This is a genomic window from Clostridium sp. UBA3061 (assembly GCF_002367465.1).
Classification (GTDB): domain Bacteria; phylum Bacillota; class Clostridia; order Clostridiales; family Clostridiaceae; genus Clostridium_J; species Clostridium_J sulfidigenes.
The window spans coordinates 15,635-32,454 of record NZ_DFCF01000008.1 but is presented as its reverse complement, the minus strand read 5'-3'; the positions used below and the strand labels follow the sequence as shown (position 1 = coordinate 32,454).

The 16,820-nt window shown below is 29.4% G+C and carries 16 protein-coding genes; 6 read left to right on the top strand and 10 right to left on the bottom strand.

Annotation, left to right across the window (positions count from 1 at the left end):
• Positions 1 to 11 precede the first annotated feature (11 nt).
• A complete protein-coding gene (locus B2P65_RS06530) occupies positions 12 to 1,313 on the top strand; it encodes an alpha-L-fucosidase (protein ID WP_346879815.1) in 1,302 nt (433 codons plus the stop codon).
• A gap of 131 nt (positions 1,314 to 1,444) precedes the next feature.
• Here the strand turns inward: B2P65_RS06530 and B2P65_RS06525 are convergent, their stop codons facing one another.
• The 8 genes from B2P65_RS06525 to B2P65_RS06490 form a co-directional block, all read right to left on the bottom strand.
• Positions 1,445 to 1,876, bottom strand: coding sequence for a MarR family transcriptional regulator (locus B2P65_RS06525; RefSeq protein ID WP_346848728.1), 432 nt, complete (start codon positions 1,874 to 1,876; stop codon positions 1,445 to 1,447).
• A 150-nt stretch (positions 1,877 to 2,026) separates the two neighbouring features.
• On the bottom strand, positions 2,027 to 2,890 hold the full coding sequence (locus B2P65_RS06520; protein ID WP_346879814.1) for an NAD(P)/FAD-dependent oxidoreductase: 864 nt from the start codon (positions 2,888 to 2,890) through the stop codon (positions 2,027 to 2,029).
• A gap of 57 nt (positions 2,891 to 2,947) precedes the next feature.
• On the bottom strand, positions 2,948 to 3,259 hold the full coding sequence (gene trxA, locus B2P65_RS06515) for a thioredoxin (protein WP_035134706.1): 312 nt from the start codon (positions 3,257 to 3,259) through the stop codon (positions 2,948 to 2,950).
• A 363-nt stretch (positions 3,260 to 3,622) separates the two neighbouring features.
• Positions 3,623 to 4,837: a NupC/NupG family nucleoside CNT transporter gene (locus B2P65_RS06510; protein ID WP_346879813.1), complete on the bottom strand. Its 1,215-nt coding sequence runs from the start codon at positions 4,835 to 4,837 to the stop codon at positions 3,623 to 3,625.
• A gap of 204 nt (positions 4,838 to 5,041) precedes the next feature.
• Positions 5,042 to 6,061 carry a HAMP domain-containing sensor histidine kinase gene (locus tag B2P65_RS06505; RefSeq protein ID WP_346879812.1) on the bottom strand — a complete coding sequence of 340 codons (1,020 nt, stop codon included), beginning with the start codon at positions 6,059 to 6,061 and terminating at the stop codon, positions 5,042 to 5,044.
• Positions 6,062 to 6,064: 3 nt separating this feature from the next.
• On the bottom strand, positions 6,065 to 6,742 hold the full coding sequence (locus tag B2P65_RS06500; RefSeq protein ID WP_346879811.1) for a response regulator transcription factor: 678 nt from the start codon (positions 6,740 to 6,742) through the stop codon (positions 6,065 to 6,067).
• A 58-nt stretch (positions 6,743 to 6,800) separates the two neighbouring features.
• Positions 6,801 to 9,332 carry an ABC transporter permease gene (locus B2P65_RS06495; protein WP_346879810.1) on the bottom strand — a complete coding sequence of 844 codons (2,532 nt, stop codon included), beginning with the start codon at positions 9,330 to 9,332 and terminating at the stop codon, positions 6,801 to 6,803.
• A complete protein-coding gene (locus tag B2P65_RS06490; RefSeq protein WP_346848721.1) occupies positions 9,332 to 10,009 on the bottom strand; it encodes an ABC transporter ATP-binding protein in 678 nt (225 codons plus the stop codon). Before B2P65_RS06490 ends, B2P65_RS06495 begins: the two co-directional genes overlap by 1 nt.
• Positions 10,010 to 10,170: 161 nt before the next feature.
• Here B2P65_RS06490 and B2P65_RS06485 point away from each other — a divergent pair, with 161 nt between their 5' ends.
• The 4 genes from B2P65_RS06485 (at position 10,171) to B2P65_RS06470 (ending at position 12,832) form a co-directional block, all read left to right on the top strand.
• Positions 10,171 to 10,812 carry an undecaprenyl diphosphate synthase family protein gene (locus B2P65_RS06485; protein WP_346879809.1) on the top strand — a complete coding sequence of 214 codons (642 nt, stop codon included), beginning with the start codon at positions 10,171 to 10,173 and terminating at the stop codon, positions 10,810 to 10,812.
• Between the two features lie 316 nt (positions 10,813 to 11,128).
• On the top strand, positions 11,129 to 11,371 hold the full coding sequence (locus tag B2P65_RS06480; RefSeq protein WP_346879808.1) for a hypothetical protein: 243 nt from the start codon (positions 11,129 to 11,131) through the stop codon (positions 11,369 to 11,371).
• A 235-nt stretch (positions 11,372 to 11,606) separates the two neighbouring features.
• On the top strand, positions 11,607 to 12,389 hold the full coding sequence (locus tag B2P65_RS06475; RefSeq protein WP_346879807.1) for a threonine/serine exporter family protein: 783 nt from the start codon (positions 11,607 to 11,609) through the stop codon (positions 12,387 to 12,389).
• Positions 12,386 to 12,832 (top strand): threonine/serine exporter family protein, encoded by a 447-nt coding sequence (locus B2P65_RS06470; RefSeq protein ID WP_346879806.1) that lies wholly within the window; start codon positions 12,386 to 12,388, stop codon positions 12,830 to 12,832. Before B2P65_RS06475 ends, B2P65_RS06470 begins: the two co-directional genes overlap by 4 nt.
• 92 nt (positions 12,833 to 12,924) lie before the next feature.
• Here the strand turns inward: B2P65_RS06470 and B2P65_RS06465 are convergent, their stop codons facing one another.
• Positions 12,925 to 13,917 carry a DUF4003 family protein gene (locus tag B2P65_RS06465; RefSeq protein ID WP_346879805.1) on the bottom strand — a complete coding sequence of 331 codons (993 nt, stop codon included), beginning with the start codon at positions 13,915 to 13,917 and terminating at the stop codon, positions 12,925 to 12,927.
• A gap of 541 nt (positions 13,918 to 14,458) precedes the next feature.
• Here B2P65_RS06465 and B2P65_RS06460 point away from each other — a divergent pair.
• A complete protein-coding gene (locus B2P65_RS06460) occupies positions 14,459 to 15,781 on the top strand; it encodes a sodium-dependent transporter (RefSeq protein WP_346879804.1) in 1,323 nt (440 codons plus the stop codon).
• 140 nt (positions 15,782 to 15,921) lie between these two features.
• Here the strand turns inward: B2P65_RS06460 and B2P65_RS06455 are convergent, their stop codons facing one another.
• The gene (locus tag B2P65_RS06455; protein ID WP_346879803.1) at positions 15,922 to 16,734 is read right to left on the bottom strand and encodes a DUF2225 domain-containing protein; all 813 of its coding nucleotides are present in this window, start codon (positions 16,732 to 16,734) and stop codon (positions 15,922 to 15,924) included.
• Positions 16,735 to 16,820: the final 86 nt, after the last annotated feature.

The window sequence follows — 16,820 nt, the reverse complement described above, 5'->3', positions numbered from 1 at the left end:
TTGGTGAAATCATGATAGATATTGAAAATGAAAGCAAAATTTATCTTCAACGTGAAGAAAGAACTAAATGGTTCCAAGAAGCTAGATTTGGAATGTTTATACACTGGGGATTATATAGTATACCTGCTGCAGGAGAATGGATTATGACTAACCAACAGATGACTGTTGAAGAATATAAACCATACTTTGCTGAATTTAATCCAACCAAATATAACCCTAGACAATGGGCCAAACTTGCAAAGAAAGCCGGTATGAAATATGCAGTTATGACTGCTAAACATCACGATGGGTTTTGCTTATTTGATAGTGCTTATACTGACTATAAATCTACTAATACAAAAGCTGGAAGAGATTTAATTAAAGAATACATAGATGCTTTCAGAACAGAAGACATTAAAATTGGTCTTTATTACTCACTTCTTGATTGGCATCATGAAGACTATCCAGCCTATGGTGATAGGCACCATCCAATGAGAAATAACAAAGCCTTTAAAAATAAAATTCATAACTTCGATAATTATGTTAAGTATTTTCATAATCAAGTTAAGGAATTAGTTACTGGCTACGGTAAAATTGATATAATGTGGTTTGACTTTTCTTATGATAATATGACCGGTGAAAAGTGGAAAGCTACTGAACTAGTAGATATGATAAGGAAATATCAACCTGATATAATTATTGATAACAGATTAGATGATAAAAAAAGTATTAAAAAAGCTAACCTTTCTCCTTATACCGGTGACTTTGACTCACCAGAACAAATTATTCCTCCAAGGGGCGTACTAAATGAAAATAGAAATCCTGTACCTTGGGAAGCTTGTATTACTCTCAATAATAATTGGGGCTATGCTTCTATGGACAAAGATTATAAATCCTCAAAGCAAGTGGTTAGGAGCTTAGTTGAATGTGTTAGCAAAAACGGTAATATGATTTTAAATGTAGGACCTAATGCAAAGGGTGAAATTCCCAAAGAATCCGTAGCTATCCTGGAAGAGGTTGGGGAATGGCTTGATGACAATGGAGATAGCATCTATGGTTGTAAAGGTAGCTACCTACCAAAACCAGAATGGGGGAGATATACCCAAAATGGGAATTTACTTTATGCTCATATTTATGATATAGGAATCGGTCACACTAATCTGAACAATCTAATGGGCAAAATAAAAAAAGCTAGATTGCTTAAAGACTGTTCTGAAATTAAAGTAGAGTTTCCATGGATGGCAGAAGAATTTGAAGCTGATGCCTTTATACACTTGCCTAGTGCAATTCTTCCTGATGAAAAAGATACAGTAGTAGAGTTAGAACTACTATAAGCTCTATTAAAGTTCAATCTTAACTCATGAAAAAACCCCTTTAGTTAAAATCTAAAGAGGTTTTTATCCATAATTTTTCCTATAACTAACTTTGTATGAATATTTACTATAGTTATTAAACTTTTGCTGCACTATTCTAAACTTTGTAATAAATTATCTAAATTACGTTTAAGCTCCTTTGCTTCATCATTAGATATATTCAATTTGCAAAATACTTCTCCTGGCACATCTAAAATCTCACTTTTTAGCTTTAAGCCAGCTTCTGTTAACTCTATTATGACTACTCTATCATCATTTACGTCTCTATGTCTTGTAATTATCCCCATAGATTCTAATTTTTTTAATAATGGAGTTAAAGTACCTGAGTCTAAGTGTAGTCTTTTACCAATGTCCTTAACTGTCATCTTTTCTTCTTCCCATAACACTAACATAGCTAAGTATTGTGTATAAGTAAGATTATGCTTATCAAGAATGGATTTATACAACTTTATTACCTCTCTAGATGCTGCATATAGAGAAAAACATATTTGATTTTCTAGTTTAATACATTCACAATTCTTCATATAAATTCTCCATTTCACAGAATGACTTATTAAAATTAATTCTTAATAAATCATATTGTTTGAGATTATTTTACAATTTTAAAATTTATATGTCAATACAACAAATAATTTGAATAACATTATAAATAATTCATACAAATATCTCTTATTTTACTTTTCCTTTGAATCTACATAGGAAACCGCTGATAATGCAGCCACATTTCCTTCTCCTGCAGACTTTATATATTGATAAGGTCTTCCTACTATATCTCCTGCTGCGAAACAACCTTTTAAGTTCGTTTGCATTAGCCTATCAACCTCTACATGATTGTCTACGATTTTTAATCCCGGAACTAATTGACCTGGTGATATGCTATCTCTTAGTATAAATAAACCATCAGTAGTAATTTCTTTATTCTTTAAAACTAGCTTTTCCACTTTATCTTCACCAATTATTTCTACTGGTGTATCATTTACTACTTCTATAGATGAATGAACATTTACAAACTCTTTATACATAGGAACATAATATACCTTTGATGCTAAAGTAGCAATAAAGTTTGCCTCTTCCTCTTCTTTTTTACTATAGGCTATTATTGTAACTACTTTGTTTCTATAAAGTGGTGCATCACAGGTAGCGCAATATCCAACACCCTTACCTAGAAGTTTTTCTTCACCAGGGAATAGCTTACCATATTGAATTCCTGTAGCTAATATTACTGATGTCGCTTCATAGGTTTTATCATTTACCATTAAAGCAAAGTAATCTCCCATAGCATATATATTATTTATTTTTTCTTCTGTTATTTTTATATCCATAGCTCTTAAGTGATTGATAAAGGCTTGTTGTATCTCTTTACCACTTTTACCATGGAAACCTAGGTAATTATTAATTTCATTAGCTTTTACTAATTTATTTGAAAGTTCATCATTACCAAAAATGACAAAACTCTTATTTCTTATTTTTGCATTTAAAGCTGCTGATATTCCTGCTGGCCCACTACCAACTATTGCAATATCATATCTTTCACTCATAGCTTTATCCTCCAAATTTACAGATTAAAAATATAGGAGTAATCTCCTATATTTTTATTATATATAAGCTTCTACAATTTCTTTTATTCTCTCTTTTGGTACAAAACCTACTGTAGTATTTACATTTTTTCCATCTTTAAATACTATTATTGTAGGAATAGATGCTACACTATATTGCATTGATATGTCTGGGCATTGATCCACATCAACTTTTATAAATTTAACCTTGCCTTCCATTTCAGTTGATAATTCTTCAAATATTGGAGCCAACATTTTACAAGGTCCACACCATGTTGCGAAAAAGTCTACTACTACAACACCATCTTTTATTTCATTATTAAATTCAGCTGAATTAACTATCTTTGCCATCTTTTATTCCTCCTAAAATCAATTTACCAAAATATTATTTATCTAAATTAAATTTTGTTCAATTTAATTTGTTAATACTAATTTACATGTTTATATATTAAATGTCAAGTCATTTTAAAAATATTTTTATATAATTACATAATGAAATCTTATGTTTTAAAATTTAATAATAGTAAACCCTCTAATTATATTATTTCATACTTAAATAGGTTTTATTTATTATAATAATATTTTTATTATGAAGTTTTTAACATCTATTTTAATATCTAATAAAAATATATCTCATTTTAAGAAAATATAATTATCTTAAAATGAGATAAAAGTATCAACTTTTCTGTGATATTTACAACATGACTAATAATCTTATAATCCTATTAAAAGTCCTGCAATAGTTGCACTTAAAAGGTTTGCTAAAGTACCTGCAACCACAGTTTTTAATCCTAATTTTGCAACTTCATGCTTTCTCTTTGGCGCCATTCCTCCAATTCCACCGATTAAAATAGCAATGGAAGATATATTTGCAAAACCACATAGTGAAAAAGTCATTATAGCTGCAGTTTTTTGTGAAAGGTCACCTATTATAGGTCCTAGTTTACTAAAAGCAACAAATTCATTTAAAATTATCTTTTGTCCTAGAAGAGCTCCCGCTGTTAAAGCCTCATTCCAAGGAACTCCTATAATTGCAACCACTGGTGAGAATATGTATCCAAATATCATTTCTAAGCTTAATCCATCTATACCTGCAAGTCCACCAATAAATCCTATTATTCCATTTACTAAAGCTATAAGAGAAATAAATGCAAGTAACATGGCACCTATGTTTAGCGCTAAACCTAACCCTTCTGATGCTCCCTTCGCTGCTGCATCTACCACGTTAACTGAATCATCTTTTCCTAATTCAATTTTATCTTCTAAGGCTTTTGCATCACTTTCTGGAAATATCATTTTCGCCATTATCAATCCTGCTGGAGCAGCCATAAAGCTTGCTGAGATAAGATATTCTAGTGGAATCCCCATAAGTGAATATCCAACTAAAACAGAACCTGAAACTGAAGCTACACCTCCAACCATTACGGTAAATAATTCTGATGTAGACAATTTATTGATATATGGCTTTATTAAAAGAGGTGACTCTGTTTGCGATAAAAATATATTTGCAGCTGCTGATAAAGTTTCAAGTTTAGACGTTCCTAAGAGTTTTGCTAAAGCCCCACCTATTATCTTTACAACAAATTGCATTATTCCAAAGTAGTATAATACAGAAACTAAAGATGAAATAAATATAATAACGGTTAATACCTGAAAAGCAAAGACCATTCCTCCATTAGTAGGTATAGCTGCTCCAAACAAAAAATTTATTCCTTCATTTGCATACCCGATAATTGAAGTTGCCATTGTGGCTACCTTCTGCAAGGCTTTCTTCCCAACAGCTGACTTTAAAACTATAACTGCAAAACCCAATTGAATTAAAAATCCTATAATAATAGTTCTCCAGTTTATTTTCTTTTTATTATTTGACAGTAAGAATGCTACTATAAAAATAAATATAATACCTATAATGCTATTTAATATGCCCATTGAATCACCTTTATCCTTTGTAATTTTTCTATTATATTGTTATCTTCAATATAATCTACTATTCATTTGTAAAAATATTTAATAATTAACCTCCTTGTATAAAATAAATAAAAAAATAGTTCGCATTAGAACACTCCATTTCCTCCGCAAACTATTTTATGTTGAATCATTAAAAATGTCAATTTATCTTATTGGATAATTAATTTATTTAATAGGTAAGAATATTGAAAATACAGTTCCCTGTTTTTTTGATTTTACTTTAATATATCCACCTTGTTTTGAAATAATTTCCCTTGTTAAATAAAGTCCTATACCAATACCTTCAACATCGCCAACATTCTTTCCTCTATAAAACCTACTAAATATTTTAGGTAGTTCTTCTTCACTAATCCCTATACCATTATCCTCAATATCTATCCTTGCAAATATTTCATAACTTTGTATAGAAATATTAATTACTCCGTTTTCTTTTGTGTACTTTACTGCATTCTCTAGAATGTTAAATACACTCTCTATGGCCCAGTTTCTATCATGTAAAATTGTAACTTTTTCCTTTTCATTAAGCTCTAAAATTATATTTTTAAATTGTGCCTTTTTGCGTATTTGACCTATTGCTAATAATATAGTTTCATTTAAGCTTTCATAACATGGCTTTAACTGAATTACACCACTTTCTAACCTAGACATTTTAATCATACTTTCTACTAAAAAACTTAGCTCATTTAAAGAAACCATAATTGTTTCTTGAAAATCTCTTCTCTCTTCTTCTGTCAAATTATCATATTGAAGAAACTCACCATACATCTTTAAATTTGTTAATGGTGTTTTTAGTTGATGCGCTATATCAGAAATTAATGACTTTATTTCATTCTTATCATCTTCTATTTGCTTATTTTGAGCTTTCAAAATTCTAGTTAACTTAATAGTTTGAGATTGAAGCTTTGAGAAAATTGAATCTTCAACTATAGAAAACACTTCTTTTTCCTTCATATCAGTCATTATGGCTAACATATCCGAAAGTTTTATAATTATTTCTATCGTATAACTTTTAAATAGTCCTTCATACATATAAAATCCTAAAATAATTATTATTGAAAAAAGAGTTGAGATAATAGTTACGTTTAAATTTTTTACTGAAAAAGTTATAAATGCAGTAAATGCTGAACAAATTAATATAATTAATATTTGAATCATATTTTTCATCTTATAAAAATTACTTTTCATATGCTACTCTCCAAACATATAGCCAATACCAAAAACAGTAATAATATACCTAGGGTTTTTAGAATCTTTTTCTATTTTCTTGCGTATACGTCTTACATTTACACTTAAAGTATTTTCATCTACAAAGTTACCATTAACATCCCAAAGCTTTTCTAGAAGCATTTCCTTAGTCATCACCTTACCTTTATTTCTAACAAGTAGTTCTAAAAGCTTATATTCAGTACTAGTTAAATTAATTTCATTTTTTCTTTCAAAAACAGATTTTCTATTAAAATCTACTTTTAAATCTTCATACTGAAAAGTATCTTTAGTTTCTGCTGACTGTCTTCTTAATATGGCATTAATTTTATGCTTTAATATTTCCAAGGAAAAGGGCTTTGTTAAATAATCATCACAACCACTTTTAAAGCCTTTAACCATATCCTCCTCTGTATCATTGGCAGTTAAAAATACAATAGGAAAATTGACACTACCCCTAATATCATCACATAACTTCAGTCCACTGCCATCAGGCAAATTTATATCAAGCAATAAAAAGTCAATATCTTTATTTAAAATTAAATTCTTGCCTTCCTCTTTTGTATAAGCCGAGAGCATATTATATCCCTCTTTTCTTAATGCAAAGGTAACACCCCTATTAAGAATTTTATCATCTTCAATTATTAGAATTGTCCTCATCATACCACCTCTTTTTCCATTATAACAAAAGTGGCAGATTGTATAAATCTGCCACCTAAAATTAATTTTCTGTTTCTCTTATACGTTCTATTACACTTTTCTTTGAAGATGTTTCAAATACAACGCCAGGTGTAATTAAGCATACTAAAAATATAAATACTACTAAAGTTAATAGTGGCACTGTAGGAAATACAAACTCTGCATAATCTGCAATTTTCTTTGTTAACTCTGCTATTCCGTATATAATTCCCATTCCCAAAGTGAAAATAAATAAAGTAGTTATACTTGCATAATATGCTCCTTCAAAAGTAAGCATCTTTTTAATTTGTTTCTTAGTCATACCCACGCTTTCCATCACCGCAAATTCCTTTAGTCTAACATTAACTCCTGTAATCATTACATTTATAAAGTTTAAAATTCCAATTAATATAAGAATACCAGAAATTCCTCCCCCAAGTATCTTCATTACCATTGATGTACTACTAAATTCTTCTCTAATATCACTCTTGGATTCTAACCATAAACCACGATTATTAGTTAATGTCTTTAATTCTTGTTTAATTTCAGATTCATATGCATCCTCAACATTTATTTGTAATAAGTAATATACTGCATCTTTATCTAATTTCTCCATAGCTGAATTACTAATATAAATTGTTGGTGCACCCACTACTCCACCTAAGCCATAAGGTAAGTCTCCATTAGCATCACTGATAATTTGTGCTTTATATCTAGCAGTAACCCCTGTATCTTTATCTTTCAGATTGAAATTTTTACCTTTTAATTCAGTATAAAGTGACTTATCCTTTCCGTCATAAAATCTTGGCTGAATTAAAGCTAAGCTCCCTTTTTTAAATTCTTCTATATCTATTTTATAATCAGCATATTCATTGTATCTCTCTATGATTTCATCATCTATTCCAAGAATCCAACTAGAATATATATTAGGTTCTTCTTTAATTTTATTTAAAAATGCGTTTAATTCTTCTTGAGATATTCCTCTTTTTATATGTTCTTCTTCAATTAAAGGTAAAAAGAAGTTATTAGTCATGTCTAACTCACCCATACTTACTTTTGTTATAGCTACATTTTTAATTCCTTGCAAACTTTTAATATTATCTACTAAATGTTTATCTAACTTCTCCTTATCAGTATTAATATTTTGAATTTCAAAATCATTTTTATTATACCTATTTATAAAATTATCTACCCCAAGGCTATCTAGAAATGTGTTGATACTAAGAAAAGTTATAATACCCATGAATAATGAAAGAAATACAACTATCGCACGTTTTTTATCACGGAAAACGTTATACCAAGCCATTTTATAAAGCTTTCCTCCATTAGTTGATTTTCTACTTTTCTTTTGTTTCTTTACCTTTGTTCCAGAATATCTTAAAGCTTCCGTTGGCGAAATACTACTAGCAACTTTAGCTGGCTTATTACAACTTAGTATTACTGTTAATAGTGCAAATAGTGCCGCTCCAACAAAAATTAGAGGATTAAAGGATATATTAGCTGGCATTGCGCTTTCATTGTATCTTCCATTCTTAAGAGCACCCATAGCTATTGGTACAATAAAAAAAGAAAATATAGCTCCTAGTATTAAGCCTACAGGAATACCCATTCTAGATAATCTTAAAATTTGCCCCTTAACGATTTTCTTTATTTGTCGTGGTGATGTTCCTATAGTTTTCATAAGTCCATAAAAATTAATATCCTTGATTACGGATATATACATAACATTGTAAATAAGTAAGTATCCACTTAGCACTATAAATAATGCTATTATTATTATTGTAATTACAGTTGCAATTGCAGCACTTGATGATTCTTCACTTATATCATAGCTATATTGGAACTCTTGTCCTTGTTTACACTGAATTTTAGAACTTAAAATATCCGGTGCATTATCCTTTTCACTACTCTTTAAAGTCATAAGAGCAATTCCATCATTCTCCAAGGATAGATTGTTTTTGTTTATAAATTCTTCTGAAACCATTAAATATCCTGTATCTTTAACATTATCATAGTTAGTATAATACCCGCTTAACAAAAATTCCGACTCTTTTGCCCCACCCTTTGTTTCATAGGAAACTTTTATTTTGTCCCCTATTTTAGCATCTTTTAAATTCAAAAATTCTAATGCTTTTGTAGATGCCATGATCTGATTTTCTTCATTAGGATATTCTCCTTCAATATCGCTTATACAAGGAGTTATTTGGTTTTCCCAATCTACTTTATCATGATATTCCATATTTATTTTTGTTTTATTCTTCTCTAAAGAATCTGCCTTAACCCTACCTACATTAATTTCATATCCTAAACTTTTAAATATATCTAGTTTCTTTAATTTTTCATATTGGTCATTTGTTGCTCCTTTTAAAGTTGTAGTAGCCGTTGTACCTTGCATACGTAAATTTAGCACCCTATAGTTTTTAGCGAAACTAATGCCTATACTAAAAACTGTGGAAATCATAAAGGTAGTTAAAATTATAGCAGCAATTGCAAATATATTTCTTGTTTTATTAGTTTTAAGAGATCTCTTAGTTATTCTCTTAACTACTTCCTTATTGTTATTTTCAAACATCATTACTTATCACCTCTTACTACTTCCTTACCATCTTCTATTCTAATAATTCTGTCAGCAAGCTGTGCAATCTCTTCATTATGGGTAATCATAACCATGGTTTGATTAAACTTATTACTAGTCATCTTTAAAAGTCCAATAACATCCATACTTGTTTTACTATCAAGATTTCCTGTTGGTTCATCTGCTAATATTATTGCTGGCTTTGTTGCCAATGCCCTTGCAATTGCAACTCTCTGCTGCTGTCCTCCAGATAAGTTATTAGGCATATTAGTAAGTTTTTCTTTTAAACCCAACGTATCAATAATTGAGTCTACATATTCCTTATCAATCTTTACTCCATCTAACTCTATAGTGAGAACTATATTTTCATAAACATTTAAAATTGGAACTAGATTATAGTTTTGAAATATAAATCCTATATTTCTTCTCCTGAAAATTGTAAGTTCTTCATCCTTCATATCACTTAATTTCTTTTCTAATATATAAACATCACCACTAGTAGGTCTATCTAGTCCACCTAGCATATTAAGCAACGTAGACTTACCACTGCCTGATGTGCCTATTATTGCTATGAATTCCCCTTCATTTATATCTATACTTACATCATCTAGTGCTTTAACTATATTGGGTTCCTCTCCATAAATTTTGATTAGTTTATCTGCTCTTAACATACTCATATTTAATCACTCCATAATAATTATTTCCTATATATTGTATATTAGCATTAACTTCTTACAACCTTCTTACAAAATAGTATTTTTTATCTATGTTTATTTTATATTTTTATGGAAAACATAGTATTATAATTTTAATTTTTACGGAGGTTAATTGAGATCATATGAGAATACCAAATCATATTGGAATAATTCCTGACGGCAACAGACGCTGGGCTTTACTTAATAATCTAACCAAAGATAAAGGATATGAACATGGCATAAATCCTGGTCTTGAAGTATTTAAACTTTGCCAAAAAGAAAATATAAAAGAGTTAACATTTTACGGTTTTACTATAGACAATACCAAACGTCCCTCTGAGCAAAAGCTTGCTTTTATACAAGCTTGTATTGATTCTGTCATGCTTTTAACAAAAGAGGATTGTGAAATCTTGGTTATTGGAAATACTGAATCAAGTGCTTTTCCTAAGGCTTTAATTCCCTTTACAACTAGAAAAAAATTTAGTAATGGTGGTATTAAGGTAAACTTTCTAATCCATTATGGATGGGAGTGGGACTTAAATCTATTAAAAGAATCCAAATCCTCTAATAAACATATTCTACCCTACATACATTCAGAGGATATTTCTAGAATTGATCTAATAATAAGATGGGGAGGTAGAAGAAGACTTAGTGGTTTCTTACCAATTCAGTCTGTTTATTCTGATTTTTACGTAATAGACACCTATTGGCCGGATTTTACTTCTACAGACTTCTACAATGCTTTAGACTGGTACAATGAACAAGATGTTACCCTTGGTGGTTAAAATGAGTTCAATAAAATCATAACTACTGATGGGTGGTATTCATCAAATAGATGAAAATATAGAAATAACATATTTTCATCTATTTTAATTAAAAAACGCTCTATATATAAAAACTCGCTCTTCAACTTAATCATTTACACATGTCAACTTTAATCATTATTATCCTGTAACTTAAATTCAATATCTTCATATCATAATAGTGAGATACATCTTTATAAATCGTATATATTTATATTAGTGTGTTTCAAATTCCTTTTATATTACATACTCCCAAAACATAATCTTAGGAGTAAATATAAAAAGTGAGGTAATATATATGAGTAGTCATAGAAGACGTCATTCTAATTGCAAATGTGATTGCTGCTGTTGTTGTAATATACATTCATGTTGTGACAGATGTCCAACCTCCTGTTGTACAGGATTTACAAACCGTAATTGTAATTCTAATTTTGGTTGTGATTGCGATAATAACCAATGGTTAATATGGTTGGTATTATTAGGTTGTGGTGGTTTTGGTGGCTTTGGAAACAACTGCTGTAGACGTGGATTATTCTGGTAGTAACTTAAGGAATTTTCACCCTTGTGGTAATTCATAAATCAATATAAAGAAACACCTGATTAGTTAAAATACTATTCAGGTGTTTTGATTTTTCTCTTTAACATTTTATTTCTGACTAACATCTATTTGTATTTAAAATACATAAATCGAACTTATTAGAATTATCTCATTGTAATAATCTTTATATTCTAATATTATAAATATGGGAATATAAACTAACTTAAAGGAGACATTTATGAAGGAGAATGAAATCACAATTGAAGCGTCCAAAATACTAAGCCTTTCCTTAGATATTGGTGAGCATATGCTACGAGTTGGTGGTGAAACTAATCGTGTTGAAGATACAATTATTCGTATTTGTAAGGTTTATGAAATTGACCGTATAGATGTTTTCTCAATAAGATCATTAATTATAGCTACTATAAAAACTAGTGATGAAGAAACTCTAACCCAAACACGAAGGATTTACTCCTATGGAACAGATCTTAGTCAACTTGAGAAACTTAACTCCTTATCTAGATATATATGTCAAACTAAACCTTCTTTCAATGAAATAAAGGAAAAAATACAACAACTATCAGTAAGTGAACCCAACATTAAATGGAGTTCCTGCCTAGGATACATACTAGCTTCCAGTGGATTTTCTATCTTTTTTGGTGGTAATCTCATAGATGCTGCGGCGGCTGCAATCATTGGTATCCTTATATTCTTTATTGATACTTTTATCAAAAGAGAAAGCATTAATCAATTAATATATACTTTTGTTTGCTCAATTATTACTGGACTAGCGGCAATTTTATTTACTAAAATAGGAATCGGAGCTAATGTTGATAAAATTATTATAGGAGATATTATGCTTCTTATTCCCGGAATTCCATTAATAAATTCCGTTCGTGATATGCTTTGTGGCGATATTATAGCTGGTCTATTACGATTAACTGAATCCATATTAATTGCCATAGCTATTGCCTGTGGTTTTGCTATTTCATTGATTATATTAGGAGGTATATTGCAATGAAGTATTTAATTCAAATCATTACTGCTTACATAGGTAGCCTAGGATTTGCCTTATTATTTAATATAAAAAAGGAAAGAATACTCTATGCATCTATTGGAGGTATTATTACTTGGTGTATCTATTTACTTTCTTTTTATTATTGGAATGATATTTTTATATCTAATATGATAGCTTCGATTCTAGGTACAGCATACTCTGAACTCTTAGCTAGAATTCATAAAGCACCTACAACTGTATTTTTATTGCCCTCTATCGTACCTCTTGTACCCGGTGGTAGCTTATACTATTCTATGAGTTATGCTGTAATGGGAAATAAAATAAAATTTGATCTTTACGCTCTTAATACACTTAAAACCTCCTTAGGGATTGCTGTTGGAATCATTGTGGTTTCAGTTGTTGTATATCATTTAACCAATTATAAATGTAAGCGCAGTAAAATATAAATTACATACTAAAAAAATTTTTAAATAAAAAAGTCTGTTAAAGTTAATTATTTACTTCAACGGACTTTTATGTGTATAGACTTTTTATATTTCTAGTTTGCTGAACTAGCCGCTGCTGAAGTTGCTGCCATAGTTGCTGCAATGGTTGCCATCTGTTGTGCAATAATAATATTAGTAATATTATTAGATATGGTTCCTTCTAATAGATTATTCTTCATGTCACCAATATATTGAAGTGCTACAAAATTTGCAGAAAACATAGCACGTTGCACTTTACTAATGGAAAATGCTCCAAACCCTTTTTTATCTTTTAAGTATTCTGCACCATTCACTAATTCTTCTGCTATAAGGTTCATATCATTAGAAGTCATGGCAAGAACTCCAAGTGTTGACATTGTTCCGTTATAACGTAATTTATACTTTTTATCCTTTAAGCATTTATATAACTGTAAAACCTTATTACATAATTCATCATCGTCATTATCTGCAAGAAGTAACACAAGTGCCAAGGCCTGCATATCATTTCCTCCACCGAGAGTTGGCCTTAATCTATCTTCTATTATTACTACACGTCTGATTGCCAATTCCAAATCAATATCTGTCATTGCCACCATTGCAACATAAATATAATCATCTGTACTTGTTAAAAATGGATGTATTTTACGTAATCTATCATAAAACTCCTTCATACGAATAATAATTCTATTGTATTCAGATTCAGTTTTTATTTTAGCAACCTGCATTGCCGCAATGGTAAGATACTCGGAACCCCGAAAATTTTGTTGTTTCATTTTATTATATAACATTTGAGTTTTCGTAAATAAGCTCTCTGGATTTTCATCTAAAGATAGCATTGTTGCTATTATTGGGAGAGTAGTCCCTTTAAAGCTAGAAAATATTCCTGTATTCTTCTTAATGTATTCTCTCATTTCTTTTATACGATTTGCATCTAATATACGTTCCTCATTAGTATATAGCATTGAACATAACATATGTGACAGTTTATAATCCCATTTCAGTACTTTGCCTAATTGCATTGTATAATCTGCAAATATATCTAATCTGTTTTCAATTCTAGTATTCATTATTTTAATCTTCTCCTTTAATTTCTCATGTTGACTATAATCCTACTTCCAACTCTATAATTAGATTCATATATCAAACTTTTGTAAATAATTACTGTATTTCCATATAATTTATTATATCATTTTTAACTCTACTCTTCTATATTTTATTCATAGGTATAACTATAGTAATATATATTCTGTATCTATCTATTGACTTCTATATTTTTCAATGATATGATACATAACATAAAATATCGTATTAGGAGATAAGATTATGAATTTAAAAACGAACCTATCAATTTCAAAATTAAATAATAACTTTTTCTTTAGCTTTTTTAGATAGGTTTGTGTCTATATAACAATTATCATAGATACAAACCACACCAATGGAGTGTTTTGTATCTATGATAGCTAAAGAGTTTATGTTGCAATAAATTTAGCCTCATAGATAAACTATGAGGCCTTTTTATATCCTAGGTTAAGGGTCTCATAGTATAAGCTATGGGTCTTTTTTATTATTATAAATATTTTATATCATATTTCTAGGAGGTAATTAAAATTGCAAAATGTTAAAAATAGAGAAAAATTCTCTAGTAAACTTGGATTTATTCTTTCATGTGTTGGAGCTGCTATTGGATTAGGAAACATATGGATGTTCCCTTATAGATTAGGTGAAAATGGTGGTGCTGCATTCCTAATCCCATATTTTATTTTCGTAGTACTACTAGGAACAGTTGGTTTAATTGCTGAGTTTTCCTTTGGTAGACAGTTTAGAATAGGGTCAATGGGTGCACTTAAAAAGGTATTCAAAGAAAGAAATATTAAACATGGCTCTATTATATCTATAATTCCAACCATAGGACTAACTGGTATATTTATGTTCTATACAGTTGTTATTGGTTGGGTATTAAAATATTTTTTCATAAGTTTATCTGGTGAGATATTAACTATAAATATAGAATCTTACTTCACTACTTTTATAAATAGTAATATCACAGTATTTTGGCATGGTTTAGCTGTTGTTATAACTTTAATAATAGTTAGTTTTGGAATTTCTAAGGGTATTGAAAAAATAAATAAAATCATTATACCTTTGTTATTTATTATATTTATACTTCTAATTGCCAAATCATTAAGTCTACCAGATTCCATGGAGGGTGTAAAGTATCTACTTACTCCTGATTGGTCATACCTTTTAAATCCAAGTACTTGGGTTATGGCTCTGGGACAAGCCTTTTTCACAGTATCCTTAACAGGATGTTGTATGGTTATGTGTGGTAGCTATACAGATGAAACTTTTGATATACCTACTTGTGCAATAACTACAGCGTCCTTTGATACTTTAGCTGCTATCCTTGCTGCCTTTGTAATAATGCCAGCAGTATTTGCTTTAGGTCTAAACCCTACCTCTGGACCTGCTTTACTATTTGTAACTGTACCAAGTATATTCCAGACTATGAAACTTGGACAAGTATTAAGTTCTTTATTCTTCTTAAGTATTATTTTTGCCTCTATTTCTTCTTCCATTGCTATGTTAGAGGGTCCCGTAGAAGCAATTATGAACTTAACTAAGTGGGGTAGAAAGAAAACTACTTATATTACTGCTATTTCAGCTTTTATACTAGCTATACCATTAAGTTTAAGTAGCTCTTTATTTAACAATTTCACAAACTTTATTACTATAGTACTATCTCCATTAGGTGCATTAATTACTGCTGTTGTATTCTTCTACATACTTGATAGAGGTGAGACTATAGCTCAGTTAAATTTAGGTTCAAAATATAAAATTGGTATATGGTTTATGAATTTTGGAAAATATGTTTTTATACCAACAACTATTATTGTAATAATTTTAGGATTAATATACGGTGGTATTGGTTAATATATAATTTAATAAAGCCTATAGTTTTCTTTCATAAAATAAACTATAGGCTTTATTATAATCTTAGCTAAAATTTATATACTTAATAGTAGATGACCACAAGTCTTTTAAATACCTCATTAATATACAATCATATATCTCTATTCACAAGTAGCTTCATTTGCTTTTATCTCTAAATCTTTTGCTAAATCTCTCATGTCTCTAGCTTTATCTTTTAGTTTTTGATCCGCCTTGCTTAAGATTACTCTTCCTAACCATAGTTTAGCATTTGTATAATCCCCTATTCTTCTATATAACTCACCTATAATATATTGTAAAGAATAAATACTTAATCCGTATATTGGAGTTCGTTCATTTTCATAAGCAATAACAAATCCTTGAAGTGCTCTTTCTAAAAATGCCTTCTCATCTTCTTTATTTTCTAGAAGTCTATACATCCATGCAATTTTCAAGCAAAGCATTGCCTTTGTACTATCTTTAAATTCTCCTAGCACTGCATTTAGTAATGCAAGTTTATAACGTTCAATTGCGATTTCTTCATTATAAACTTGAGGATATTCTTTGCCTTGCCATTGATTGCCTATCTTTACAAGTATAACTTCACGTTTATAGGATTGTATTTTCTGAAAATCACTTTTTAATGCTGCATATCCACATGTTGGACATACCAATACTTCGTAAAAATATGGATTTACCCCCTCATATCTTATAAAAGCATCTGTATCTTTTGATTTTACTTTAGGAACATACGCCTTTACAACTCTACATGTAAAAGCTTTTAAACAAACTGGACAAGTAACTTTCTTATCATAAAGTAATGTATTAATATCAATTTTTGTTGATTTTTTATCTTTTGTTTTTTCATCGTATTTATCTTCTTTTTTTGTATATAACTCTATATCGTCTTCATAATTAAGTCCTAAGCTTTTTAACGAAGAAAAAATTTTAATCATACTAAGTTGCCCCCTACTTTAGTAATGTTCTTCATTTATCATACGCTATAGCATTCTATACTAACAAGTGTATTTAAATATATGTA

Coding starts and splice junctions, on each gene's coding strand:
- B2P65_RS06520 (WP_346879814.1), bottom strand. CDS start 2,890: ATGAGTGAAAGATATGATATTGCAATAGTTGGTAGTGGGCCAGCAGGA.
- trxA (WP_035134706.1), bottom strand. CDS start 3,259: ATGGCAAAGATAGTTAATTCAGCTGAATTTAATAATGAAATAAAAGAT.
- B2P65_RS06465 (WP_346879805.1), bottom strand. CDS start 13,917: ATGAATACTAGAATTGAAAACAGATTAGATATATTTGCAGATTATACA.
- B2P65_RS06470 (WP_346879806.1), top strand. CDS start 12,386: ATGAAGTATTTAATTCAAATCATTACTGCTTACATAGGTAGCCTAGGA.
- B2P65_RS06480 (WP_346879808.1), top strand. CDS start 11,129: ATGAGTAGTCATAGAAGACGTCATTCTAATTGCAAATGTGATTGCTGC.
- B2P65_RS06455 (WP_346879803.1), bottom strand. CDS start 16,734: ATGATTAAAATTTTTTCTTCGTTAAAAAGCTTAGGACTTAATTATGAA.
- B2P65_RS06505 (WP_346879812.1), bottom strand. CDS start 6,061: ATGAAAAGTAATTTTTATAAGATGAAAAATATGATTCAAATATTAATT.
- B2P65_RS06510 (WP_346879813.1), bottom strand. CDS start 4,837: ATGGGCATATTAAATAGCATTATAGGTATTATATTTATTTTTATAGTA.
- B2P65_RS06475 (WP_346879807.1), top strand. CDS start 11,607: ATGAAGGAGAATGAAATCACAATTGAAGCGTCCAAAATACTAAGCCTT.
- B2P65_RS06530 (WP_346879815.1), top strand. CDS start 12: ATGATAGATATTGAAAATGAAAGCAAAATTTATCTTCAACGTGAAGAA.
- B2P65_RS06495 (WP_346879810.1), bottom strand. CDS start 9,332: ATGATGTTTGAAAATAACAATAAGGAAGTAGTTAAGAGAATAACTAAG.
- B2P65_RS06525 (WP_346848728.1), bottom strand. CDS start 1,876: ATGAAGAATTGTGAATGTATTAAACTAGAAAATCAAATATGTTTTTCT.
- B2P65_RS06490 (WP_346848721.1), bottom strand. CDS start 10,009: ATGAGTATGTTAAGAGCAGATAAACTAATCAAAATTTATGGAGAGGAA.
- B2P65_RS06500 (WP_346879811.1), bottom strand. CDS start 6,742: ATGATGAGGACAATTCTAATAATTGAAGATGATAAAATTCTTAATAGG.
- B2P65_RS06485 (WP_346879809.1), top strand. CDS start 10,171: ATGAGAATACCAAATCATATTGGAATAATTCCTGACGGCAACAGACGC.